The 23,747-nt window shown below is 40.0% G+C and carries 21 protein-coding genes and 1 other RNA gene; 3 read left to right on the forward strand and 19 right to left on the reverse strand.

The genetic code is table 11. The features are described 5' to 3' along the window. Positions 1-249 precede the first annotated feature (249 nt). The 11 genes from ABOA58_RS16880 to ABOA58_RS16930 all read right to left on the reverse strand — a co-directional run bounded on the left by ABOA58_RS16880 (position 250) and on the right by ABOA58_RS16930 (position 13,240). Positions 250-1,767: a carboxypeptidase M32 gene (locus tag ABOA58_RS16880; protein WP_350299317.1), complete on the reverse strand. Its 1,518-nt coding sequence runs from the start codon at positions 1,765-1,767 to the stop codon at positions 250-252. A gap of 132 nt (positions 1,768-1,899) precedes the next feature. Further along, a complete protein-coding gene (locus tag ABOA58_RS16885) occupies positions 1,900-3,816 on the reverse strand; it encodes an ATP-dependent DNA helicase (protein ID WP_434547740.1) in 1,917 nt (638 codons plus the stop codon). Positions 3,817-4,031: 215 nt separating this feature from the next. Beyond that, complete coding sequence (locus tag ABOA58_RS16890; protein ID WP_034307871.1) at positions 4,032-4,232, reverse strand: cold-shock protein; 201 nt, start codon at positions 4,230-4,232, stop codon at positions 4,032-4,034. Positions 4,233-4,426: 194 nt separating this feature from the next. Next, complete coding sequence (locus ABOA58_RS16895) at positions 4,427-5,575, reverse strand: THUMP domain-containing class I SAM-dependent RNA methyltransferase (protein ID WP_350299318.1); 1,149 nt, start codon at positions 5,573-5,575, stop codon at positions 4,427-4,429. A 589-nt stretch (positions 5,576-6,164) separates the two neighbouring features. Further along, positions 6,165-6,554, reverse strand: an RNA gene (rnpB, locus tag ABOA58_RS16900) — RNase P RNA component class B. A gap of 80 nt (positions 6,555-6,634) precedes the next feature. Further along, positions 6,635-6,946, reverse strand: coding sequence for a cell division regulator GpsB (gpsB, locus tag ABOA58_RS16905; RefSeq protein WP_061463822.1), 312 nt, complete (start codon positions 6,944-6,946; stop codon positions 6,635-6,637). A 203-nt stretch (positions 6,947-7,149) separates the two neighbouring features. Next, positions 7,150-7,701: a DUF1273 domain-containing protein gene (locus tag ABOA58_RS16910; protein WP_101222367.1), complete on the reverse strand. Its 552-nt coding sequence runs from the start codon at positions 7,699-7,701 to the stop codon at positions 7,150-7,152. A 65-nt stretch (positions 7,702-7,766) separates the two neighbouring features. After that, positions 7,767-8,327 (reverse strand): CotD family spore coat protein, encoded by a 561-nt coding sequence (locus ABOA58_RS16915; RefSeq protein WP_350299319.1) that lies wholly within the window; start codon positions 8,325-8,327, stop codon positions 7,767-7,769. 456 nt (positions 8,328-8,783) lie between these two features. After that, on the reverse strand, positions 8,784-10,037 hold the full coding sequence (locus tag ABOA58_RS16920) for a ribonuclease H-like domain-containing protein (RefSeq protein WP_350299320.1): 1,254 nt from the start codon (positions 10,035-10,037) through the stop codon (positions 8,784-8,786). Between the two features lie 36 nt (positions 10,038-10,073). After that, positions 10,074-12,350 carry a DEAD/DEAH box helicase gene (locus tag ABOA58_RS16925; protein WP_350299321.1) on the reverse strand — a complete coding sequence of 759 codons (2,277 nt, stop codon included), beginning with the start codon at positions 12,348-12,350 and terminating at the stop codon, positions 10,074-10,076. Between the two features lie 125 nt (positions 12,351-12,475). Then, a complete protein-coding gene (locus tag ABOA58_RS16930) occupies positions 12,476-13,240 on the reverse strand; it encodes an alpha/beta fold hydrolase (RefSeq protein WP_350299322.1) in 765 nt (254 codons plus the stop codon). Between the two features lie 141 nt (positions 13,241-13,381). Here ABOA58_RS16930 and ABOA58_RS16935 point away from each other — a divergent pair, with 141 nt between their 5' ends. Then, on the forward strand, positions 13,382-13,831 hold the full coding sequence (locus tag ABOA58_RS16935) for an Hsp20/alpha crystallin family protein (protein ID WP_350299323.1): 450 nt from the start codon (positions 13,382-13,384) through the stop codon (positions 13,829-13,831). 69 nt (positions 13,832-13,900) lie between these two features. Here ABOA58_RS16935 and ABOA58_RS16940 read toward each other — a convergent pair whose 3' ends face one another. The 4 genes from ABOA58_RS16940 to ABOA58_RS16955 all read right to left on the reverse strand — a co-directional run bounded on the left by ABOA58_RS16940 (position 13,901) and on the right by ABOA58_RS16955 (position 16,634). After that, positions 13,901-14,539: a YppG family protein gene (locus tag ABOA58_RS16940; protein ID WP_350299324.1), complete on the reverse strand. Its 639-nt coding sequence runs from the start codon at positions 14,537-14,539 to the stop codon at positions 13,901-13,903. 77 nt (positions 14,540-14,616) lie between these two features. Continuing rightward, entirely contained in the window at positions 14,617-14,985 is a 369-nt protein-coding gene (locus tag ABOA58_RS16945) for a YppE family protein (protein ID WP_350299325.1), read from the reverse strand. A gap of 69 nt (positions 14,986-15,054) precedes the next feature. Beyond that, positions 15,055-15,330 (reverse strand): hypothetical protein, encoded by a 276-nt coding sequence (locus ABOA58_RS16950; RefSeq protein ID WP_350299326.1) that lies wholly within the window; start codon positions 15,328-15,330, stop codon positions 15,055-15,057. Between the two features lie 356 nt (positions 15,331-15,686). After that, positions 15,687-16,634: a DUF2515 family protein gene (locus tag ABOA58_RS16955; RefSeq protein ID WP_350299327.1), complete on the reverse strand. Its 948-nt coding sequence runs from the start codon at positions 16,632-16,634 to the stop codon at positions 15,687-15,689. A 142-nt stretch (positions 16,635-16,776) separates the two neighbouring features. Here ABOA58_RS16955 and recU point away from each other — a divergent pair, with 142 nt between their 5' ends. Together recU and ABOA58_RS16965 are read left to right on the forward strand one after the other, a co-directional pair. Then, positions 16,777-17,388: a Holliday junction resolvase RecU gene (recU, locus tag ABOA58_RS16960; protein ID WP_350299328.1), complete on the forward strand. Its 612-nt coding sequence runs from the start codon at positions 16,777-16,779 to the stop codon at positions 17,386-17,388. 27 nt (positions 17,389-17,415) lie between these two features. Then, complete coding sequence (locus tag ABOA58_RS16965; RefSeq protein WP_350299329.1) at positions 17,416-20,148, forward strand: PBP1A family penicillin-binding protein; 2,733 nt, start codon at positions 17,416-17,418, stop codon at positions 20,146-20,148. Positions 20,149-20,190: 42 nt separating this feature from the next. On the opposite strand, the gene ABOA58_RS16970 is transcribed toward ABOA58_RS16965, so the two are convergent. The 4 genes from ABOA58_RS16970 to asnS form a co-directional block, all read right to left on the reverse strand. After that, entirely contained in the window at positions 20,191-20,730 is a 540-nt protein-coding gene (locus tag ABOA58_RS16970; RefSeq protein WP_350299330.1) for a YpoC family protein, read from the reverse strand. Next, on the reverse strand, positions 20,727-21,383 hold the full coding sequence (nth, locus tag ABOA58_RS16975; protein ID WP_350299331.1) for an endonuclease III: 657 nt from the start codon (positions 21,381-21,383) through the stop codon (positions 20,727-20,729). Before nth ends, ABOA58_RS16970 begins: the two co-directional genes overlap by 4 nt. Positions 21,384-21,405: 22 nt before the next feature. Then, on the reverse strand, positions 21,406-22,101 hold the full coding sequence (locus ABOA58_RS16980; protein WP_350299332.1) for a DnaD domain-containing protein: 696 nt from the start codon (positions 22,099-22,101) through the stop codon (positions 21,406-21,408). Between the two features lie 116 nt (positions 22,102-22,217). Next, the gene (gene asnS, locus ABOA58_RS16985) at positions 22,218-23,510 is read right to left on the reverse strand and encodes an asparagine--tRNA ligase (protein WP_350299333.1); all 1,293 of its coding nucleotides are present in this window, start codon (positions 23,508-23,510) and stop codon (positions 22,218-22,220) included. Positions 23,511-23,747: the final 237 nt, after the last annotated feature.

Consider the following 23,747-nt stretch of genomic DNA (forward strand, 5'->3'; position numbering starts at 1 on the left):
ATATATGAATTATACCAACGCTGACCCTATTTGAAAAGTAATTTTTAATAAAAAACCGAACTTTAAATTAGAAAAATAAATCATTATTCGTATTATTAGAAAATTGCGAAATCACCAAACCTAAATAACTTGGATTTCCTATCAAAAAAACATCATATTCCATTTTACTGGTATTATACCATGCGTTTTTGTAGCAACCCATAAAAAAGAAGAAGGGCTTGAGATTAATCCAAGTCCTTCTTCTTTGATTCATTTGATTTTATAAACTTCTTTATATTTATTTTCAAGATACTTTATCAAATACTGAACATTCAAGCCTTCCCCTGTCGTTTCTTTCAAAATCTCCAGAGGCTTTTTTGTTTTTCCGTATTTATGTATTTTTTCATTAAGCCATTTCCTGATTGGTTCAATATCACCCGCTTCCAACAGTTCATCAAAATCAGGCAAATCTATAAGCATCGATTGCTTGATTTGGGCTGCATACATATATCCCAATGCATAAGAAGGAAAATAACCAAAGCTGCCATCTGCCCAGTGTACATCTTGCAACACGCCCATTGCATCATTTTCAGGCACAATTCCCAAATAATCCTTGTATTTTTCATTCCAGACTTCCGGTAAATCCTTCACTTCAAGTTCCCCATTAAAGAGGGCCTTTTCCAGTTCATACCGAATCATAATATGTAGAGGATACGTCAGTTCATCTGCGTCAATACGGATGAACGATGGTTTTGATTCGTTAATGCCCCGGTAAAATTCATCCAGCGTCACATCTTGGAATTGTTCGGGAGCATATTCTTTTAATAAGGAAAATTTATTTTTCCAAAAGCTATGGTTCCGTCCAATGAAGTTTTCGAAAAACAAAGATTGTGATTCATGGATCCCCATTGATGTCCCGCTATCGAGAAGTGTTCCGGTTAACTCTTCGGCGATATTCTGCTCATAAATGGCATGTCCACATTCATGAATGGTACCAAAGATTGCCCCCCTAAAATCATTTTCATCGTATCGGGTCGTCACCCGGACATCGCCCCTATTTATTCTAATTTCAAAAGGGTGAACTGTTTCATCAAGCCTGCCAGCCTTGAAATCGTATCCTAGCTGTTTTAAAATTTCCAAGTTGAGTTGATGCTGTTTTTCTTTTGGAAATTCTTTATATAGGAACGCTGTTTCCGGTCTATGTTCGCTTTTTGCTATCTGTTTTACCAAAGGTACGATCCTCGACCGAAGCTCACTGAATACGCCATCAAGTATATCTACAGTCATGCCTGGTTCATATATGTCTAAAAGGGTATTATATTTCGTCCCTTCATATCCCCAGTACTCTACGAACCTGCGGGTATATGCTACAATTTGCTCCAGATAAGGTTGAAATAAAGAAAAATCAGCTTTTTCCCTTGCCTCTTCCCATGCACTTTCAGAACGCGATTGTAAAATGACGAATTCCTTATATTCGTTCGCAGGAATTTTCTTATTCCTTTCAAACTCTTTTTTACACTCTTGTACCATCTTATTCATCGATTCACTAAGAATGGCTTCATCCATCGAAAGTTCTGCAATGAAGGATTCCATTTCCTTACTTGTGCTCATATTAAACACTTCGGATGAAAGCATACCGATAACTTCGGAACGCTGCTCAACTCCCTTTTTAGGTGCACCTGTACGCAAATCCCAAAAAATTAACGCGAGAGCTTCATTATAAGCCGAGATTTTCTTTACATATTCTTTAAACTCTTTTTCTATCAGTTCTATACCCTTTTTTTTCATATTCACTGCTCCTTCCAACTACACTTTACCATATTATACAAAAGACTTTCATATTAGAACCACTCCGATTAATAAATTCAAATAAAAAGAGCCAAGGGATTCCCTTGGCTCTCATTATGAATTGGGTTTTATTTAAATCGTTACAGGAAGAATGGATACAATCTTCTCTTTCACATGTTCCGAAAGATCCTTTTCAATCAAAATCTGAACGGTTCCCGAATCATTGCTCGTCCTGATCAAACGCCCTATTCCCTGGCGCAATCGAAGGAGCATGTATGGAAGATCCACTTCTTCGAATGCATCGGTAACCGAGTTACGTTTGGCTTCGAAAACCGGATCGCGAGGCGGGAATGGAAGCGAGTGTATCACTACATTTTGTAATGAAGGTCCTGGTACATCAAGACCTTCCCATAAATGATAGGAGAAAAGGACAGATTGCTCATCCTCTTGGAACTTCTTAACAAGCTCGCTGATTTCCGCTTCCCCTTCAAAATAAAATGGATAAGATGATATTGGGCAGTTTTCCTTGAACCATTGCAATTCTTCTTTTGAATGGAATAACACTAGTGTTCGACCTTCATTTTCCTCAATTGTCTTCATTGTATATTGAAGTTTTGCCAATTGATCTCCATTTTCGAAGACCGGCATGTTCATTTTCATGACTTCATCGTAATCAAATGGTGATTCAACGGAAAAGCTGTCATACTTTTCTATCCCTAAACTATCTGCAATATATTGGAAGGATTTATTGTCCGATAATGTTGCCGATGAAAAAATGTAAGGGATTTTTTTCGAGAATACCTGTTCAGACAAGATATCCTGCACAAGCCTTGGCATGATGACCAATGTTTTGGTCATTTCATTTTCTTCAAACCAGGAAACAGCCTGTTCATCCTTCACAAATAGAGAAAGTGAGTAGCCCAGCTGCTCTAAATACTCTTCCGTCACTTTTAAATCATAATCATTGATCGTGTACATTTCCGCTTCAAAAACAAGGTTCTCCTCTAACTCTTCAACCTTTTTATGAAGCTTTTGAGCAAAGTTTGTTATTTCTTTTGACATCGGGATTTCATAACGATTAGATCCGCTGACATGTATCGCTTTTTCATCCAACAAATCAAAAAATTCTTCATTGATATCGATTAAGTCCTCGATGATGTATAAGGTTTCTTCACGAACCTGATTGGCTGTAAGCAATTCCAGAACCGAAGCAAGGGTTTGTTCCCCAACTTTATAAGTTAAAGCCTTTTGAGCAGCAAATTCCAAAAGATGACCTTCATCAAAGACAACGCAGCTATGATCAGGCAGTAATGGTAACTGTCCTTCACGCTTACGCTTTTCCTTAGTCCATACATGTTCCATGAAGAAGTCATGTGAACAAATGATCAAATCACTTGATTTTCGATAGTGGTCCCGTGATAGGGTTTGCCCACAACGATGGCGTTTATCACAAGTAAAACAGTTTTGAAGCTGATCCCAGCCAACTTTAGACCAGTCTTCATCATTTAAATATGGATACTGTTTACGGTCTCCATATGCTGTATAGGCGTTCATGGATGAGTTATCATGAACAAACTTGGGAAGTTCATCATAGAGCTGATCTATCCCTTCTGAATCCTCATGATTCACAGCATAATCCAATTTCTTAAGACATACATATTGATCGTGATATTTGGCAAGCCGAACATCCACTTCAATACCTAAAGCATTCTTGATTTTCTGGATGTCGCCTTCCTCTTTGACAAGCTGTTCAATCAACGTTTCATCTGCACATGAAATAATTGCCGGTTTATTCGTATATCTCGCATAACAAATCGCATATAGTAAATAGACCAAAGTCTTACCGGTCCCTACCCCTGCTTCAGCAAAACTTACATTTTTTTCTTTAAAAGCTTTTTCTAACTGAAAAGCCATGAAGATTTGTTCGTCACGCAGCTCAAATCCTTTTTCGGGAAGAATATCGTAAAAAACATCACCGATCCATTCTGAAAGCTTATCGTAAAAAGAATCTTCCTTTGTTACCGAAAAAGGCAGTGTTTTAAGCATCATGGTCTCCCCTTTTATCTATCATCATTATATAGAATCCGAATCATTATTATCTTAGGCAAAAGTATATTATCCTTTATTTCACATTAGTAGTCAAGATTTTTACCTATTATCAGAATGAAAGGTAATATGTATGTATGCATGCTGTCTGGTTGCCCGATTCGTAAAATAAAAGACAGGCTCCAAGAGAGCCTGTCTGTAAGTAATATAGGGTTGAATTAAGCTTTGTTTACGTTTGATGCTTGTGGTCCACGTTGACCTTGTTCTACATCAAATGTAACGTCTTGGCCTTCTTCAAGTGTTTTGAAACCTTCGCCTTGGATAGCTGAGAAATGTACGAATACATCGTCTCCACCTTCACGTTCGATGAATCCAAAACCTTTTTCTGCGTTAAACCATTTTACTTTACCTTGTTCCATTTTTGTTGCCTCCTAGTGTGTTCTCCACACATTATATTACTATCCTTGCTCAAAAGAATATTAAGGTATTCCTTAAATCTGAACAAAAATAATTCATTATTAGAATAACAGAAAAGGAAATGATAAGCAAGACTGGAACCTATTATGAATAAATCGTCCTGACTAGCAAAAATCCTCCATTATATTCTACCTACTCATTCACCTTGAGGCTGCCTTGGCGGCCTTTTCCCCCAATATTGATAAAGGTCAGCACGGATGAAACCATTGAACAATTTCCTTTTTTTCGTTGCAGGCTTACCGTAATGCTGTTCGAAGTCAGGATTGGAGGTAATCATGTATACCGACCATGTATCAAGCTTCTTGAAGGCTTGGCCCATTTCCCTATACATCTGCTCTACCGCTTTTTTCTCACCTAGACGTTCTCCATAAGGCGGGTTCCCGACAATGACACCATACTCTTTCCTGGTCGAGATATCCCTTACCTGCATTTGTTTGAATTCAATCAAATCACCCAGACCGGCTTCAAAACTATTCGCTTTAGCTATATCGACCATTCGATGGTCAATATCACAACCGGTTATGTCCAAGTATTGATCATAGTCGGCTAAATCTTCAGCCTCAATCCGCGCTTCATCCCAAACCTTGCTGTCCATCCATGACCAGGTTTCAGAAACGAATTCCCTGTTAAACCCAGGTGCTATATTCTGCCCAATTAAGGCCGCCTCGATGGGAATCGTTCCAGATCCACAAAATGGATCTATGAAAGGTTTATCCGGTTTCCAATTGGTCAGCATGATTAACGCAGCCGCCAATGTTTCTTTTAGGGGCGCCTCTCCCTGCCCTGTACGATAACCCCGTTTATGCAAACCAGCACCTGAAGTGTCTATGGTAAGTGTCACTACATCTTTTAAAATAGACACTTCAATTTTAAACAAAGGACCTGTCTCTGCAAACCAAGATACTTGCTTATATTTACTTTTCAATCTATCAACAATCGCCTTTTTTACAATAGCCTGACAATCAGGGACACTGTATAGCTTTGACTTAACGGATTTTCCACTCACGGGGAACTCGACATCGGCTGATAAGAAATCTTCCCAATTCAAGGCCTTTGTTTTTTCAAACAACTCATCAAATGAATATGCTTTGAATTCTGCGACTTTAATTTTCACCCTATCGGCACTGCGCAGCCATAAATTAGAGCGGGCAATGGCGGATTGATCCCCTTTATAGGTGATTTTACCATTTTCGACTTGACAATCGTAACCAAGATCCCGTACCTCCTTGGCAACAATTGATTCCAATCCCATTGCTGATGTTGCAATTATATCGAATTGTTTCATTAATCCTGCACCTTCTTTCCATTAATCCAAATCAATGGCACCTTTTCCCGAATTTCTTTCATTTATGTATTTAGAAACAGGCATTGATTTTTTACATGTAAACCTTATGGTCCACCGCGTTTTTATATTTCAGTAAGCCAATGTTTGCCTAGCTTATATCATGATCATGTAGCGTATTAATAACCGTGAAGTAAAGCTTTACTCAATACCTTAGGATACACGCTGCCATCCAACCAATTATGTATGCTTCCCATCCATTGTCCTGAATTTTGAAGTTCTATCTTGATACCTTCATATTAGGGCTAACAGAAGAGTTAAGGAACCTTTATAAATAGGATACCCAGAATCAAAGAAATGCTTAACATTCCAACACTATTTTTAAAAACGTTACCGACAGACTTCATTTAAGCCATTTCCCTAATCATTCGAACGCAATGAAAAACTTGCCAAGTTTTAAGTTTAACACAGCCGTGTTTCAGAAAACGAAAAATAAATGGAAATGCCCAATCTTTTTATAATAGTGCATTCTCCATAAACAAAAACTCCCCTTTTAAAAGGAGAGTTGTGCTTTTGGTGTTATATGATAACGTTCTGTAAGCCATGTTTTGTTCCTCAGTACTGCAAGCGACTCGCGTCTCGTACTTCGGCGGTAATCATCTATCTACAGAAGCAAGTGCTTCTGTCCTTCTCCTCGTTCAATTCCAAGGAAGAAAGCGCCCCTACCATTAATTTGGGTTTCTCGCTCGTGGGGTTTACCTCGTTCCACCCTTTACATTTCTGTAAAGGCTCCGTCACTGTGGCACTTTTATAGGTATTCATGCCATATCCAAAAGGACTTAGGCATTTTCCCAGCCGTCAGCAATCCAAGATTGCTGCCCAAGCTTATTTTTTCGCCAGGCACGAACACTACGGACATCGCAGTCCGTGCGAGCATGGACTTTCCTCTACTGCATAAATGCAGCAGCAATTACCCAAACGTTAACATAACATAATTGATTATACTCCATTATTCACGAAAACACAATACCAAAATCATTTTCACTTTTTCAATGCAAAATCTCAGTCAAAAAGCTTGTTACCAAAAACGTGCTTTTCCAAGTTGGATAACCGTTTAAGGATATCAAAGTTAGTGGTTCCCGGAGTGGCACTTGGAGCAGGTTGATTTGGACGTTTTGTACTCTCTTCGGCTTGTTTTTTCAATTTAAGATTTTCTTGTTTTAGATCTTCAATTTCCTGATGGAACACTTCATAATCTTTAATGATCAGATCCAGGAATTGATCCACATCTTCAGGTTTATAACCGCGCATGGCTGTTTTAAAATCTTTTTCAAGAATATCTTTAGCCGTTAATTTTATCTTATCGGATAGCATAAGACTTCACCTCAATACTTTCGCCAATACAATCGACTTTTTATTATTTTTTCAAATCTGCTTGGGTTTGTCAACGAAACACCATTTTGTAAGCTTACTGTTTCAGAGAACGATATGTAATCCCATTAAATCTGTATCTAAATTTCATCATAATATGATTATGCTTTAGAAACAACTTTTAATCCATAATTATTTTCACTCCATCATTCTTCGGACCAGCTGGCTTCTTCCGCAGCCAGTTGCAGATCATCAAAGTTTATCTGAAAGATGGGGTATGGCTGTGTTTCCGCCTTTTTCATTGCTTCGAAATAAGGATATCGGGCTGATCCTTCTTTTTCAGCTTCGAAAATGATGAGCATGGCATCGCTTTTATGGACCATATACCTATTTTTGGTTTTCAACTGTTGTGGCCCTTCATATGGTTTGTTGAAAATGGACTCAACAAAATCGGCACGGGCCAATATGGATCGGTAGTAATCTTGATTCGTCTCGTTCCATGACTCTTCCTGTTTCAGGAAAGGAGTAAGCACCCCTAATTTAAGCTGATGATATTCTTCCTGTAATTCGAACACCACTTCGGCACCCCATAGTTCCGTACCCAACTGCCCTGAGATGATCACCCATTCCAGCCCGTCTTCCACCAATGGCAGGAGACGCTCCTTCATCGCTTTCTTTATATATTTTACGGCTTCATGGTCATTTTTGAATATCCCGAATTCAAAAGCTTTGTAGCCCGTCATATACAAAACCTTCATCGCTAGACTAATCTCCTTTTAACATGATTATGTATGAAAACAAGGGCTTAATAAGCCCTTATTTTTTAGTATCCGAAATGCTTAGGTGGACAGCATGGGTTTTGCGGCGGCCTTCCACAAATCAAGTGTTGATTATAGCACTCGTTCACCACGGATTGAGTATGCGGGAAATAATGCTTAAACGTGTTCACATGTTTATTGACATTTGTAGTATGTGATGGATGAACGACAGGGATCACTGTGTTCGATACATTCGTATTGACATATTGCTGTGTTGGAGAGACTTGCGCTGGGGCAACTTGAGATGGAGATGTTTGTGTTGGACCATATTGCGCTGGAGATACAGCAGATGGACTATAGGCTCCCATTACGTTAGAGTTTTTACCAGCTGACGCTCCCATTACGTTGGAGTGTTTACCGGTTGATGCGCCCATTACTCCAGGTGCGTTCCCGTATGCTCCCATTACATTGGATGCTCCCATTACGTTGTTGGATGCTCCCATTACGTTGTTGGATGCGCCCATTACATTGTTGGATGCGCCCATTACATTGTTAGATGCACCCATTACATTGTTGGATGCTCCCATTACATTGGGGTTATTTCCTCCACAATTACGAAAATACATTTATAATACGTCCCCTTTCATCATGATAAGTTTAGTCTTACCATTACAGACTATGAAAAAAAGGGGATACGTGTACTGATGAAATGACCTATTTATACAGAATAAGTATAAAACGATGTATGGCTGTCAATAAGTACACTATCATTATTATATCTGGCTAACCTTCAAATGAAATGAGGAATATTCTATAAAAAGGAATAGAGACTGTCTTTTAATGAAGTAAACAAAACTATCGTTAAACAAAGGACTACAAAAAATAGAAATAAAGTCGTTTTATACATTTCTCCGCTCCGCTTTCACCTTAATTTTATATGATGTAAAGGCATGAAATGAACGCTTCGGAATTTCACCCTCAACTCTTTCCATTTTACACACAATAGTTGAAGGCTACAATAATTGTATACATATTTTTTATTTTCGGCCTTTTGCACTAAAAGAAGATTCTCGGTCCTTATCTTATACAGAAATATCCTTTGATTCCTCTTTCTTTTCGAGCCGCCGGATCCTCTTTTCCAATTCCAACTGTTTTTTCCCCAGGGCGGTCCCTTCCCTAACCATCTCTTGATGTGCGATTATTGAACATTTTAGAGCATGACCGACGTCCTTAAATTGATGTTCGTATAATTTTGCACATTCAATCTGTGCCTGTATCCTTATTTGCACATTCCCTTTTAAGGCGACTTCCTTCCAAATTTCCAAAGCTTCAGCGAATTGTTTTTGCTTCTTTTTCTGGAAGGCCAATGCATGGCCAGCTAATATCCGATCTTCCTCATTACCCGATTCCAATATTTTTTGATATGTCTCAACTGACTCCTCTTTTTTCCCCAAATAAGCAAGCCATCGTGCAATTTCCATTGACTCTTCCGTATATCCATCGATTTGGAGGATTTTTCGGGACAAATGAATATACAAAGTGATCAATGATAAGATATCCAATTCATTATGCTTCATGATTCCAAACAGTATTTCTGGATTCTTCCTCTCAACAAAATCAAAATAAATCATCGGTGCCAAATATCCAGGAATATCATCCTCCCTATGTACACCTAGAATATCTGTTTCGACAGCTGATAATTTCACTCGTTCCAATTTGTTTCTCCATAGGCGTCTTGAAGCATGATACAAATCGAAATGTCCGAATTCCGGTAGTTTCGGTACATGTTCCTTTACCAAGGTATGTCTCGTTTTTAGCTGGGGCCAATCAAAGGATTTACCATTATATGTGACAAGCGTTTCGTAATTGATGTTTTCCAGAAAGCTTTGATAAAGCGGTATTTCACTTCCAGGCTGCGGAAGGATATGTTGCTTCACGACTACTTCTTCACCTTCTAAATAGGCATACCCTAGTAAAAAAATGGTATTGCCGGCTCCGCCTCCTAGCCCTGTCGTTTCCGTATCGAAGAAAAACAGATCTTCACTTTTAACGCCCCTGGCGGAAAGTGGATGCTCCAATGAAGTTTGATTCCACTCTTTTACGACCTTTTTCAGCTCGGAAAATTCATATAACCCGTGTTTGTGATTTATAGGGTAACGGACTTCCCTAATGAAACAATAGTCATCGTCGAAATGAAAGGAAACGGTATCGTTCTCCAGCCACTTTTCAAAGTAAGGAATTTCTTCATTCAATGTCTGGTCTTCTTCTACTGGAGAAGGATGTTTTCCTAGGTTCATATGCGTTTTCATACGGTTCAATTTATTTTTTAAAGACATGAAATTACACCTCTTTTCACATATCACTGCAATCTATTAATGTTTTTGCTTACAAAATTGACCTAATAATTGTTTGGCATCACTCTTGGCTGTTTTCGTTGCGGATTCCGTACCGATACAGGAAGGACAGCCGCTTTCACAAGTGCAATTTTCGATCATTGATATTGTTTCCAGCAGAATGACTTCAGAGTTTTCATATACTTTATCACTTAACCCTATGCCTCCCGGATAACTATCATAGATAAAAATGGTCGGTTTTTCATTATGTGCTGCCTTAACCTGCGGATAAACATGAATATCATGCGGATCGCACATAACGTATAGCGGAATCATGTAATTCAGCGCATGCGACGCACCTATCATTCCTTGTTCTATTCGATTTTCGTCCCACTTGAATATATCAGGATCCATGGAAAGCATGGCCGAACTAGTGTGCAGTTCCATCTCAGGGAGACTGATTGGACCTGAACCAATATTTTCATGAGTTTCGAATTTGATTTTTTTGAAGATCGTGGGCATCGCCCTGATTGCGACATCACCAAAAGCAGCTGTTGTGGAAGCGAAAGTTCGCTGTTTATCGACTTCCAATACAGACAATTGGACAGCAAGGTTAGCATCCGTATAATAGTCCACATTGACTTCACGTACATAAGCCTTCTTTTCATCCCAATCAAGTTCTTCCACCTGAAATTGAATTCCCTGGTGTAAATAAATGGCTTCATCGTGAAGAAGGGTCATTGCACTGAACGTATCCATTTCCCCTATGACCCGATTAACCGGTGCATTCGTTTGGTCGATGATCACGACATTTTCCTGTGCCGCTGAGCGCAGGCTGATATTGCTTGCGGGAAAAGCATCATTCATCCAATGCCATTTGTCCCCATTCAGGTGTAAGACCCTTTCTTCCGTAAGGAATTCAAGAACGTCCATTATCTCTGTTTTCCCAAAAGTATCGCCTTTTTTAAAAGGCAGCTCATATGCTGCACATTTTACATGATCAACCAAGATCAAAAGATTATCCGGATTGATTCTTGCAGTTTCTGGATTTCTGGTAAAGAAATAATCGGGATGCTGTACGATATATTGATCAAGGGCACTGGAACTGCCGACCATGATGATCAAAGCTTCACCATGCCTTCTTCCTGCTCGCCCAGCCTGTTGCCAGGCACTCGATATGGATCCAGGGTAACCGGTCATTATGCAAACCTGGAGCTGGCCGATATCGACACCCAACTCAAGTGCATTTGTGGAAACTACCCCATATATGGAACCATCCCTAAGGCCTTGTTCAATTTCCCTACGCTGTGTTGGCAGATATCCGCCGCGATAGCCCCTGATCGATTTTGGCCCCAATTGCTTTGACACAAGTTCCTGTAAATAAGTCAATAGAATTTCCACTCGAACCCTGCTTCGCGCAAAAACGATCGTTTGTATTTTATTTTTCAAAAATTCATTTGCCAGCTTCCTAACTTCCAAAACCGCACTCCTTCGTATGTTGAGCGGTTTATTGACTATTGGGGGATTATAAAATACAAAATGCTTTTTCCCACTGGGTGCTCCGTTATTATCGATAAGGACCATTTGTTTTTCCGTAAGCTCTTCTGCTAACTCTTTTGGGTTATTAATCGTAGCGGAAGTACAGATGAATACAGGGTCGCTTCCATAAAACTTGCAGATCCTTTTTAACCTTCTTATGACGTTGGCTGTATGACTTCCGAAAACGCCGCGGTAAATATGAAGTTCATCGATGACCACATACTTCAAGTTTTCAAACAAAGAGACCCATTTCGTGTGATGGGGCAGGATTCCGGAATGGAGCATATCAGGATTTGTGATCACGATATGCCCGGCCTGGCGGATTTTTTGCCTGATGTTTGAAGGTGTGTCCCCGTCGTATGTATAACTATTTATCTTAGCATCCATTTCATCAATCATTTCATTCAATTCGCTTTTTTGATCATAGCTCAGCGCTTTTGTCGGAAATATATAAAGCGCCCTGGTTTTTTCATTTTCCAGTATTTTTTGAAGGACCGGCAAATTATAGCATAATGTTTTACCAGAAGCTGTTGGTGTGACCGCCACAAGGCTATTGCCACTGACAGCAGTATCAAATGCAGTTGCCTGATGGGTGTACAACCCATTTATCCCCCGTATTTCAAGAGCATGCTTGATCTTATCATTCATTGCAGCGGGAAAAGGGACATGTTTCGCCTCTTTCGCTTCAATTACTTGCCAATGTACGATGTTATCTTTAAAATCCTCATTTGTTTTTAAATCCTTAATAACTTCCTGTAAATTTTTTCGCAGTTTCATATAACCACCTCATACTCCTATTCTACCGAATGAACGTTCTATGCAAAAGGGAAACTATTTCCTATTCAAAAAAAAAAGCTGGAAACGGCAACATCCCGTCTCCAGCTCGGTCTTTTATCATTTAATTAATTCTCTTCAACAAAGCGAATGATTTCTTCGAGTAGTCTGCTTGGAGCTTCCAGCATTCCCATATGGCCGCTGCCCTTAAGTATAACTTCATGGATATGGCTCCCTTTTACAGAAAAGGTTTTTTCAACGGGAATTAGCTTATCCTCTTCACCTGCAACCAATAAAACAGGCAACTTTGTATCTTTGAGTACATGATTTCTGTCTATTCTGTTCCTCATGGCATGTAAAGACCCTATCGCACCGCTTTCACTGGTTTTATATCCGATTTCCTTAGTTTGTTCAATATTGGAATCTTCGGGATTAGCGAAAAGCTTTGGTATAAGTCCGTCAATGAAAGCTGGAATTCCATCACTTTTGATTTTCTCGACAGATTTTAAGCGCCCAGCCTTTCCAGTTTCATCGTCCGGCAAAGCCGTAGAATGTACCAATGAAAAACCAGACAATTTCCCAGGAAACCTTTCTGCGAACGCCAAGGTGATATATCCCCCAAGCGAATGACCAAACATATATACCTTTCCGATTTCCAGTTCGTCCAGTAATGAAGCAATATCAGCAGCCATATCTTCAATCGAGAACGATTCCCCTATTACCTCACTTGCACCATGCCCCCGTAAATCAACGGCAATAACCCGGTATTCATCCTTTAATTCAGCAATGATGTCACTCCAATATTCATGGCTTCCGCAAAATCCATGAATAAACAACAATGTTTCATTTCCTTTCCCGGTATCTATGTAGGAAAGCTTGCCATTATCTGTCATATAAATCCCTCATTTCCTTTTCTAATCATTCAGTAACGGTATTCCCTATAGTCCTTTATCTGAAACCCAACAGTGCATTCACATTTCTTAATTCCTCACATAGCCTATAGGCAAAGGAATTTTTTAGAAAGGAGCACCGCGATGACCTCTTCTGAAAAAAATAATAATCGGAGAATAGAACCCTTTACCCATTTCATTAACAAAATGGATCGGCTGTTTTCCGAAAGGCCTCCTAAAGGCATGCTGCAATCTCTTGACGATTTCTTCGGTTCGGCGAAAGAACGCAGCTTTCCGGTTGATGTTCACGAAACGCATTCAGATTATACCCTTACCGCCACTTTGCCTGGAATTGCACGCAGCCAAATATCAATTGATGTACTGGCCCATGCCGTAACCATAACTGCAAAGCAAGTAGATAGAAGACATAAAAATCAAGGAATGTTTCAAAAAGAAGTTTCAGCAGGTACTCTTTCAAGAACCATTTCCTTTCCAAAACCCATTGATGAAGCAAAAGTCACCGCTCGACATCGCGATGGCATCCTCACGCTTCATCTACCCAAAATCAGGGGGAATCGGATTGAAATCCATTAGACATGAATAAAAGCAGACTTAAAAAAGTGGCTGGGTCACTTGTAAGTCTGCTTTTCCTTTATTCACCATCTAAGCTTTGAAGAAGCCCCCAACTCCTTTGACCATTGAAGATACTTGAGAAACTGTATTCATCATTTGTCCAGCTGTATTCATCATCTTCGTTATATCCATCGAGCCATCTTGTGTTTTGAATTGATTCATGACCGATTTGAAACCCGATGGCTGGGGTTTTTGCATGAACTGCTGCTTAGGATATGGATTATGAGCCTGCTGCTGACCTTGCGGAGGTCTTTTAGCTGGCTGTAACGGATTTGCGAACGGGCTAAAAGCTTGCGGCTGCTGATTGGACTGGATTGGCTGCATTTGTGCCATTGGCTGCATTTGTGCCATTGGCTGCATTTGTGCCATTGGCTGCATTTGTGCCATTGGCTGCATTACACTGCTGCCCGGATAAGCTCCCACAGGCATCGCCTGCTGCTGGACTGATTGGAATGGATGATAGGCCGCTTGCTGATAAGGATCATGATATGGTGTCATATAGCCCCCTGTATCCTGGAGATGATATGGATACATAAATGGTTGTTCATGATTATGATTATTGGGCGGAGGATACGGCATTGGCTGCTGGTACCCTCCCCAATATTCCGTCATTGATTGAGGAAACTGTCCTTGATTTGGGGAGATTTGGTTAAAACCGGATCTCATCATGTCAATGAGCCCTCCTCTTTTTTCATTACATGGTTCTGATAATATATGAAAAAAGGGGTAATATAGTGTAGGTATTTTTATGATAAAATCCGATTGATTTCCGTTCTTACATTATTAAGGATGAATTCCACCGATTGAACATGGCTTTTAAATCGCTTATAACTTGTTTTAGGGAAAAATGCCTGTACGGCCACATCAGAAAGGTTATGGGCGGTTTGTTCGATTTGCTCGGGGAAAAGATGCCTAAATTCGGATTCTTTCATCCACTCCTTCATTCCGGTTTCCCATTCGATGCATGCGGTCCTTACCTGGTCTGCAAACGGCTTGACATCCGAAAAAAAATCCTTTTCCTTTCCTTCCTTCCGTACACCCTCATAGATATCATCCGCTTGGTCCGTGAATTTTATTAATTGTTCTGTTAATAGCTGCAGTTTTTCTTTTTGCACAATATATTCCTCCGCACAATTGTTTCCCTTATTATAATCCAGTTCATTATAAAATGATATTCTTCTGGCTTATACGTGCAATTCAGTGAGAACATTGTTCTTTATTATTGATTTTTTCGGGACAATGGAAAAGGAATGGTTTACACCTTCAGCATTTACCCAATAATCCTCGGCTTTCTCAATGGCTTCCTGGGCTTCGTTAACTAATGTATATTGCTCCGCCCATAGTTTACACCGCACTGTATTTACAGTTTCCCCATATGAAATTTCCAAACGATCCAGGCTGGTACTGATCTCAGCTATCATCCTTAATATCTCCTCTGTTGCGACACTTTTATTGACCATGCTGATCCCTCCCATTCTTTACCTGTACTATTCTTTTTTTTATCAGAAAGCCCTTCATGACTGACAAAACTAGAAGGGAATCGGCAAAGAAAGTGCAATTCACTTAATTTATTATGCCCTTCGACAACAATGGCAGAATGAAGAATGAAGTTTTAAACAAGAATACAGACAGGAGGTGATTTTATGCAGTCGAATGAAAGCAGACAGCAAAAAAACGAAAAACGACAAAAGCCGCCCACTAAAAAGGCAGGAACGGGAAACCCGAAGCTTAGCGGAGAAAACCGCCCCTCTACGTAAGACATAAATACTGACCGATAAAACAGGGAAGGCTTACACGACGCCTTCCCTGTTTGCTTTTATAATATCCAATTTTTGAGCATTGCTGCTGTATGCAGCTGCTTTTGTTTATGGTCATACCAATCAGTCAAATGCGGGTCTTCTTCCCATTTGGATTCAATGAACCATTTTTTTTTAACCTTTTTTTTCATATCCCATTGCTCTGTCATCCTTGCTTGATGATGAATCAATGGATATACTCCCCTCAGCATCGGGGTTTCATGGTACCTAGGATTTTTTCGATATTGTTCATAATCATATCTGGCCCCCGTTGGTTCTGTCCTGCAGGAAAATTCATAGAATAGCGGAAACAAATCTTCAGAAAATAAAAGGCCGGCCAACCTTTTCCCCAATTCAATCCTTTTATCGATATTTCTAAAATGAGAAACGGACGAGCCGTACAGTTCTCCATTGCAAGTAGGAAATAAAACGGTGCTAAAATGCATCCAGTCCTGCAGGAAAAATAATAGAGAATGAAATACGAAAGATTGTTTTTTAATAACTGGTTCTTCTATGATGTTTTGTTCATTTATGATAAGCGCAGTGACTAATTTTTCCCGATTTCCATGTTTCCAAAAGGAATACCATTCGTTCGTCATGAATTTGGTAATAAAAAAATAATGACATAAGTGAAACAAAGGACGTCCAAACTTCGTCGAATAATGATAGAGAAGTAATTGCGGATAAGCATCTTGGAATATTCTCCAGTTGGCTTCTTCATACGTCAGGAATAAGAGATGCCTGTATTTTTGGCCAAGCAAACGGGAAAACCAAATCCCTTCAAGATCACACATATTCCAGCCTGCATTTCTGGAAACCATCCCCGCTAAAAAAGACCATTGTATTTCGGGATGCATTTTGAAAAATCGTTCATATGCCTTTGTCCTTGATATATTATCTCTATTCCCTTTAGCGGTTTGGGCTTTTATGGAATGTAGCAATTGCTTTTCCGTCTTTAATAATCGCATCTATGTGTCCGCCTTTCTATAGCGATGAATTGTGACATATAGTTGTACATAAATCCTATCGTTCTAAGAAACAATTCTTTTTATTCACATTTTGGATTCTTTTTTTGCTAATATAGATAAGTGAAAAAAAGGAGGGGTAAAAGTGGCATTTCATTATCCCAACGGACGAAGATTTGTACCGCAGGCTATGGAAGAAAAGAAAAGCCCACTTAAAAAAATCAGTTACAGCAACCGGGGAAAAACATTGGAAGACGATTTGAACGAAACCAATCAGTATTATTTAGCACACGGCATTGCCGTCATCCATAAAAAACCGACACCCATTCAAATTGTCGATGTCCACTATCCGAAAAGAAGTGCTGCAGTCATTAAAGAAGCTTATTTTAAACAAGCATCGACCACCGATTACAATGGTGTTTATAAAGGAAAGTACATTGATTTTGAGGCGAAGGAAACGAAAAGCAGCAGTTCGTTCCCTCTGAAGAATTTTCATGACCATCAAATTGAACATATGAAACAAATCGTTCAGCATGACGGAATTGCATTTGTGATCATTCGGTTTTCCGCAATGGATGATATATATGTAATGAGTTCTGAACAACTGAGTTTTTATTGGAAGAGAATGAAAGAAGGCGGGCGCAAATCTATAACTCTTCAAGAGGTTGAAAGCAGTTCACGAAAGATTACTCTTGGCTTTCAACCGAGAATTGACTATATTAAAGTAGTAGATTCGCTCATCGCAGAAAATTTTTAGTTTTTTTAGAAAGGCAGGTTAGCTGTAATGGCTGAAAAATATAATACTAGAGAAGAACGCCGAAAGCAGGGGCAGACTCAAAAAAAGGGACAGAAAACAGGTCCTAAAAAGCCAACAAATATGCTTAAGCGAATTTTCCTTATACTTGTTACAATCGGAATAATAGGCCTTGTTGCCGGAGGAGCTGCAATGGCTTACTTTATCAGCGACGCTCCAAAGCTTGACCAAAAGCTTTTGAAAGATCCGGTCACATCCAAGATTCTCGATGAAAATGGTAAATTGCTAGCTGAAATCGGAAAGGAAAACCGGGATTATGTAAATTATGAAGACATACCCGACCTTGTCGAAGAGGCTTTCCTGGCAACGGAAGATTCACGATTTTATGAACACCACGGTGTCGATTTCTTACGTCTGGGCAGTGCCGTCATAGCCAACTTCAAAAACGGATTCGGCTCAGAGGGTGCAAGTACATTGACCCAGCAGGTTATCAAGCGTTCTTATTTAACACCTGATAAGACCATCAAAAGGAAAGTCCAGGAAATGTGGCTATCCATACAGCTTGAAAGGAAATATACAAAAGAAGAAATTTTTGAAATGTATGTGAATAAGATTTTCTTTGCAAACCGTGCAAACGGGATCTTAACTGCATCGCAAACTTATTATGGAAAAGATCTAAACGAATTAAAATTGAACGAAGCGGCCATGCTTGTAGGATTACCGCAAAGTCCAAGCAGGTATGACCCGTATAAATACCCTGAACGTGCGAAAGAACGCCGTGATATTGTCCTGCACTTAATGAATAAACATGGATATATCACCGAAACGGAAATGAAAAATGCGCAAAGCATAGATATAACAGAGGGGCTTCAAGAAATCGATAAGAGTCAAATCGATACGACGGCATACGATGCCTTCATCGATTTGGTAATTGAGGAAGTCGGGGATATGGGTGACTATAACGTCTTTACCGATGGTTTGGAAATCCAAACGACAATTGATAAAGATGCCCAAGAATATGTCTATAACATGTTGAATAGTGATGAAATCATTAATTATCCAAGTAAAGATCTCCAAGCAGGAGTCACATTACTCGATACAGAAACTGGTGAAATCAAAGCAGTGGGCGGCGGCAGGAACACGACGGTTAAACGCGGCTGGAATTATGCAACGGATGCCAAGCGATCACCTGGTTCGACCATTAAGCCTATTCTGGATTATGGTCCGGCCGTAGAATATTTAAATTGGTCCACCTACCATCAAATCAAGGATGAGGAATACACTTACAGTGATGGAACACCGCTTAAAAATGCTTCCGGACGACATTATGGTACTGTAACCACTCGTGAAGCACTTGCTCGGTCATTAAATATCCCTGCCTTAAAAACACTACAAGCAGTCGGCTTGGAGCGGGCACGTGATTTTGCCGTTGACCTTGGCATACCTTTTAAAGAGAAGATAAATGAATCTGCTTCACTTGGGAGTGGTCAGGATGTTTCCACACTCGAACTTGCCGGAGCCTACAGCTCATTCGGAAACAACGGTATTTATAATGAACCGCATAGTGTGAAAAAGATTGTATTACGTGATAAAACAACCATTAAAAACAAGACGGAATCAAAACCGGTCATGAAAGATTCCACAGCTTTCATCGTGACGGATATGTTGAAAAGCGTCATGAAAGAACCTTATGGAACAGGAAGGTTAGCCAATATACCTAGTCTCCCTGTAGCCGGTAAAACGGGTTCAACCAATTTCACGCCTGAACAGCGAGCAGCGAACAACATCCCATCTTCCGGTGTAAAAGATAGCTGGATGGCAGGTTATACAACCAATTATACAGTCGCGGTTTGGGCTGGTTATGATAATGCATCTGGTGAGAAAATGGAATATCTGGGTGAATCATCTCAAAGGATCCCTAAATACATCTTTAAGAATTTAATGGAACATATGGCTCAATCAAAAGAAACGAAAGACTTTGATCAACCTGACAGTGTTGTGAAGGTTGGAGTCATCAAAGGTTCGAATCCAGCTGTTAAAGCCAATGAATACACACCAAGCAGTAAAATCACTTATGAATATTATGTTAAAGGTCACGAACCAACACAAGTGACGACAGAATATGAAAAAATCGACTCACCTGGCATTAACGCTTCTTACAATCAGGAAAGCAATGAAATCAATCTATCCTGGTCATATCCTAAAGGAAATGGGGATACCCAATTCGAGGTTAAGATGTCCGTTGATGGCGGAGCAAAGAGCGTATTGAAAAAATCGAAGGATACTAGTTTAACGATCCCGAATCCTACCCCTGGTAGTAAATATACTTTCTCAGTGGTAGCTTTAGTGGATAACCAACAAAGTGATCCTGCGAGTACATCAGTCAAAATACCTGCTGAAGCGGAAGCTCCTGAGGATACTGAGGACGAGGAGATTGAAGATCCGGCCGAAGGTGAAGATCCGGAACAAGAAAAGCCTGTAGAAGGCGAAGAAGATAAGCAAGATGAAGACAAAAATAACAATGGCGAAAACGGCAATAATGGCAATGGCGAAAATAACGGCAATAACGGTAATAATGGTAATGGCAACAATGGTAATAATGGTAATGGCAATGGCAACAACACTGATGATGGCAATAATGGTGGTGATGAGGACGTCGAAGGCGGGGATGATGCCACTGACCCTGGAACGGGAGAAGAGGAAAAACCAGTCGAGACCCCTGACCCTAACCCTGACCCAGATCCAAACAAAGATACGGAATAAATATATATAAAGATTGACTTAAAAAACGTCTAAGCTAAAAGCTTAGACGTTTTTTGGGCTGTTCTTATTTTTGATCATGAACTTCACATATTGCTTTTCAAATTCTCGGAACAACTCACTAAGCTGTCTATATGAATGAAAAAAAGCGGGTCTAGCAAGGATGAAAGAAAGCCTTTCAGCAAGGTTCACCGGAATATTGGGAAAGGATTCTATTTTTGCCCGGAAATCTCTCAATACCACTGGCTTTCCATGCATCCAGAAGACTGCGGTTAAAAATAAACCGATCCCCTGCTTCATGAGTCCCAAAGTCTGTACCACTTTTCGCTCGGAAAATAGCAAACTGCATTCTGAATCAATTCCCTTCCATTTTTCCAGAAGTTCCTTTATATGCAATGCCCCCTTAGTCCAAGGAGCATACGTCTCAACGTTATTGTAATAAAGTAACTCATACGGGAAAGCTTCGAATGGGATCGTTCCACTCCAACCTGCAAAACGCTCTTTTTCCAAGATGGTTTCCTTTTCAGGAAAAAACAAAGGGTGGTCCAATTCTTCAGGGACTTTCAATGATATGGACTGCGTCAATTGGCTTCTTTCCTTTTCATTCTTTTTTTTCCTTCACGGCATAATTCAAGAAGCGGGCAGGTTTCACATCTTGGTGACTGGGCCTTGCAATGATAGCGTCCAAAGAATATCAGGCGGTGATGCGTAACGGACCATTCATCCTCTGGTATCTTAGCCATCAACGTTTTCTCAACATCGAGGACACTATCCTTCCAACGGCATAATCCCAGTCGCTTGGAAACACGCTCTACATGGGTATCCACAGCAATTGCAGGCACATCAAAAGCAACGGAAACGACTACATTCGCCGTCTTTCTGCCAACGCCAGGCAATTTAACAAGCTCATCACGATCTCTGGGAACTTCCTTACCGAATTCTTCGATCAGCATGCGCGACAACTTTTGTATATTCTTAGCCTTGTTACGAAACAAACCGATTGAGCGAATATCATTTTCCAGCTCTTCTATCGGAACGCTTATGTAATCCTCAGGCGTTTTATATTTTTGAAATAAATCCTTCGTTACTTTATTGACTAATACATCCGTACACTGAGCTGACAGGGCAACAGCAATCACCAATTCAAATGGATTGGAGTGATTCAGCTCACAATGGGCATCCGGAAACATTTCACCCATCGTATCCAGACAATATCGAATCTGAGCTTTATTCAACATATTGGTTCTCCTTCAATTTACATTACTGCTCGAGCCAGTTATAGAAAGGCACATCTTTCAATGGTCGTGCATTTTCCGTCTTTCGGTCCCTCTTTTGGTGAACTCTAAATTTTTGTCCTTGCTCCCTTGCCTGTTCCAAGGTTTTAATTCCATTCTTTTTCCACTCGAATAAAATTCGATCAATATATCGGAAATTCAATTTTCCGGAAATGACAGACTCCCTCAGAGCTGACTTAATGATTTCGGGTTGATGGTCATCCTCCATCCACATTGCCAATGTCTCACATTCATATGGAGATAAAGGGCGGCCGAACTCCTGTTCAAAAATCGTATAAAGGCTCTCCCCCGCTTTTTGGATTTCAGCAGACTCTGTCTGTTTCAAAGTTTTCAAGAAACAGTCCATCATTTTTTCATAAAGTGGAGACAACGAGTATTTTTCCTGTCCGATTTCTTGGCTCTCCTCAACCATCATTTCAATAAATCCCCTTTGGACCAAACGCTGGATCAAGAATAGACATTCCGTTTCCTGCAATGTCATTCGGTCAGAAAGTTGGGATGGTGCAGGGAAATGGTTACCTTTATCTATGAAGCTTTGCAATTGTAATAAAAGGACCATTTCTTGTTCATTTAGTCCCATTGTTCTATAGTTAGTCAACAAAAAGGATGGAATCGTTATCGTTCCTTCCTTAAACCACGCATATAAATGTTCTTTATTCATGTTTTTGGACACCTCTGGTTAAGTATAACATGAATACGGCTCCCCGAATAAGTTTATAATTTTAACAAAAAACGGTTATCTGCCAAATTTGGCAAGATAACCGCTTCATTACGGAATCAAGGATATAATCGATTTAATAGGCGTGGGAACGGGATGGTTTCACGGACATGCTCGACTCCACTGATCCATGCAACGGTGCGTTCTAATCCCAAACCGAAGCCTGAATGCGGTACAGAGCCATATTTTCTTAATTCCATATACCATTTGTAAGCATCCTCGCTCAAGCCATGCTCATTGATCCTCTGCTCAAGCAATTCCTGATCATGAATCCGCTCTGAACCGCCAATTATTTCTCCATATCCTTCTGGAGCGATCAAATCGGCACAAAGAACGACTTCTTCCCTGTCAGGGTCTGGCTGCATATAAAAAGGTTTGATTTTGGTTGGGTAATGGGTTATGAAAACGGGCTTATCATAACTTTCCGCTATCGCAGTTTCGTGCGGAGCCCCAAAATCATCACCCCATTGGATATCATCAAATCCTTGTTCATGAAGGAACTTAATGGCTTCATCATATGTAATACGCGGGAAAGGAGCTTGAATTTGTTCAAGCTTCGCTATGTCACGGCCCAGTGTATTCAACTCAAGCTGACAGTTTTTCAATACGGATTGGACGATCGAAGAAACGAATTGCTCCTGAACCTCCAGGTTTTCTTTAAATTCGATAAAAGCCATTTCTGGTTCAATCATCCAGAACTCGATTAAATGTCGTCTTGTTTTGGATTTTTCTGCCCTGAAGGTAGGGCCAAATGAAAATACCTTACCAAGTGCCATGGCAGCCGCTTCCATATAGAGCTGACCACTTTGTGAAAGGTATGCATCCTCATCAAAGTACTTGGTCGCGAACAATTCACTCGTTCCCTCTGGCGCGCTTCCAGTTAAAATCGGGGGATCCACTTTAACGAAACCTTCTTCATTAAAGAATTCATATGTAGCTCGGATTATTTCATTCCGGATCTTCATGACTGCATGCTGCCGTTTTGAACGCAGCCACAAATGGCGGTTATCCATTAAGAATTCAGGACCATGCGCTTTTGGTGTAATGGGATAATCCAATGATTCATGAATGATTTCAATATCTTTCACCTGTAGCTCAAAACCGAACGGCGAGCGTTCATCCTTTTGAATGACACCTGTTACATACAAGGATGACTCTTGCGAAACCGATTTCGCACGAGCGAAAATTTCTTCACCCACATCAGCTTTCACGACCACACCTTGAATGAAACCAGAGCCATCACGGATTTGAAGGAAAGCAATTTTCCCACTGGAACGTTTACTGGCAAGCCAGCCTCCAATGGTTACTTCTTGATCGACGAATTTGCTAGCATCTTTTATTGTAATTTTCACGGAATTTACCTCCAAAAATAACTTAACTTACTAATGAATTTACTCTACTTATTATACCTATAGCCCTGCTTACAAGCAAATAAATCAATTGAAGCGGAGGTTCCATGCCTTTTATATCATTCTTATTATGTTTTTTAGTGTATTCGCTAGATTACATGGTGGTTTACTATTCACGAACGCCCATGCTCTTACAGTAAAATCATCGTATATGATATCGATTGACTTTTCCATTTCCTA

This window comes from Peribacillus frigoritolerans (assembly GCF_040250305.1).
Classification (GTDB): Bacteria; Bacillota; Bacilli; order Bacillales; family DSM-1321; genus Peribacillus.

Bases quoted from the DNA above. Each gene is read 5' to 3' on its own strand.
- ABOA58_RS16895 (WP_350299318.1), bottom strand. From the start codon at position 5,575: ATGAAACAATTCGATATAATTGCAACATCAGCAATGGGATTGGAATCA.
- ABOA58_RS16950 (WP_350299326.1), bottom strand. From the start codon at position 15,330: ATGGTCAATAAAAGTGTCGCAACAGAGGAGATATTAAGGATGATAGCT.
- ABOA58_RS16935 (WP_350299323.1), top strand. From the start codon at position 13,382: ATGACCTCTTCTGAAAAAAATAATAATCGGAGAATAGAACCCTTTACC.
- ABOA58_RS16885 (WP_434547740.1), bottom strand. From the start codon at position 3,816: ATGATGCTTAAAACACTGCCTTTTTCGGTAACAAAGGAAGATTCTTTT.
- ABOA58_RS16880 (WP_350299317.1), bottom strand. From the start codon at position 1,767: ATGAAAAAAAAGGGTATAGAACTGATAGAAAAAGAGTTTAAAGAATAT.
- ABOA58_RS16910 (WP_101222367.1), bottom strand. From the start codon at position 7,701: ATGAAGGTTTTGTATATGACGGGCTACAAAGCTTTTGAATTCGGGATA.
- ABOA58_RS16925 (WP_350299321.1), bottom strand. From the start codon at position 12,350: ATGAAACTGCGAAAAAATTTACAGGAAGTTATTAAGGATTTAAAAACA.
- ABOA58_RS16965 (WP_350299329.1), top strand. From the start codon at position 17,416: ATGGCTGAAAAATATAATACTAGAGAAGAACGCCGAAAGCAGGGGCAG.
- nth (WP_350299331.1), bottom strand. From the start codon at position 21,383: ATGTTGAATAAAGCTCAGATTCGATATTGTCTGGATACGATGGGTGAA.
- gpsB (WP_061463822.1), bottom strand. From the start codon at position 6,946: ATGCTATCCGATAAGATAAAATTAACGGCTAAAGATATTCTTGAAAAA.
- ABOA58_RS16920 (WP_350299320.1), bottom strand. From the start codon at position 10,037: ATGTCTTTAAAAAATAAATTGAACCGTATGAAAACGCATATGAACCTA.
- ABOA58_RS16940 (WP_350299324.1), bottom strand. From the start codon at position 14,539: ATGATGAGATCCGGTTTTAACCAAATCTCCCCAAATCAAGGACAGTTT.
- ABOA58_RS16915 (WP_350299319.1), bottom strand. From the start codon at position 8,327: ATGTATTTTCGTAATTGTGGAGGAAATAACCCCAATGTAATGGGAGCA.
- ABOA58_RS16890 (WP_034307871.1), bottom strand. From the start codon at position 4,232: ATGGAACAAGGTAAAGTAAAATGGTTTAACGCAGAAAAAGGTTTTGGA.
- ABOA58_RS16930 (WP_350299322.1), bottom strand. From the start codon at position 13,240: ATGACAGATAATGGCAAGCTTTCCTACATAGATACCGGGAAAGGAAAT.
- ABOA58_RS16980 (WP_350299332.1), bottom strand. From the start codon at position 22,101: ATGAATAAAGAACATTTATATGCGTGGTTTAAGGAAGGAACGATAACG.
- ABOA58_RS16955 (WP_350299327.1), bottom strand. From the start codon at position 16,634: ATGCGATTATTAAAGACGGAAAAGCAATTGCTACATTCCATAAAAGCC.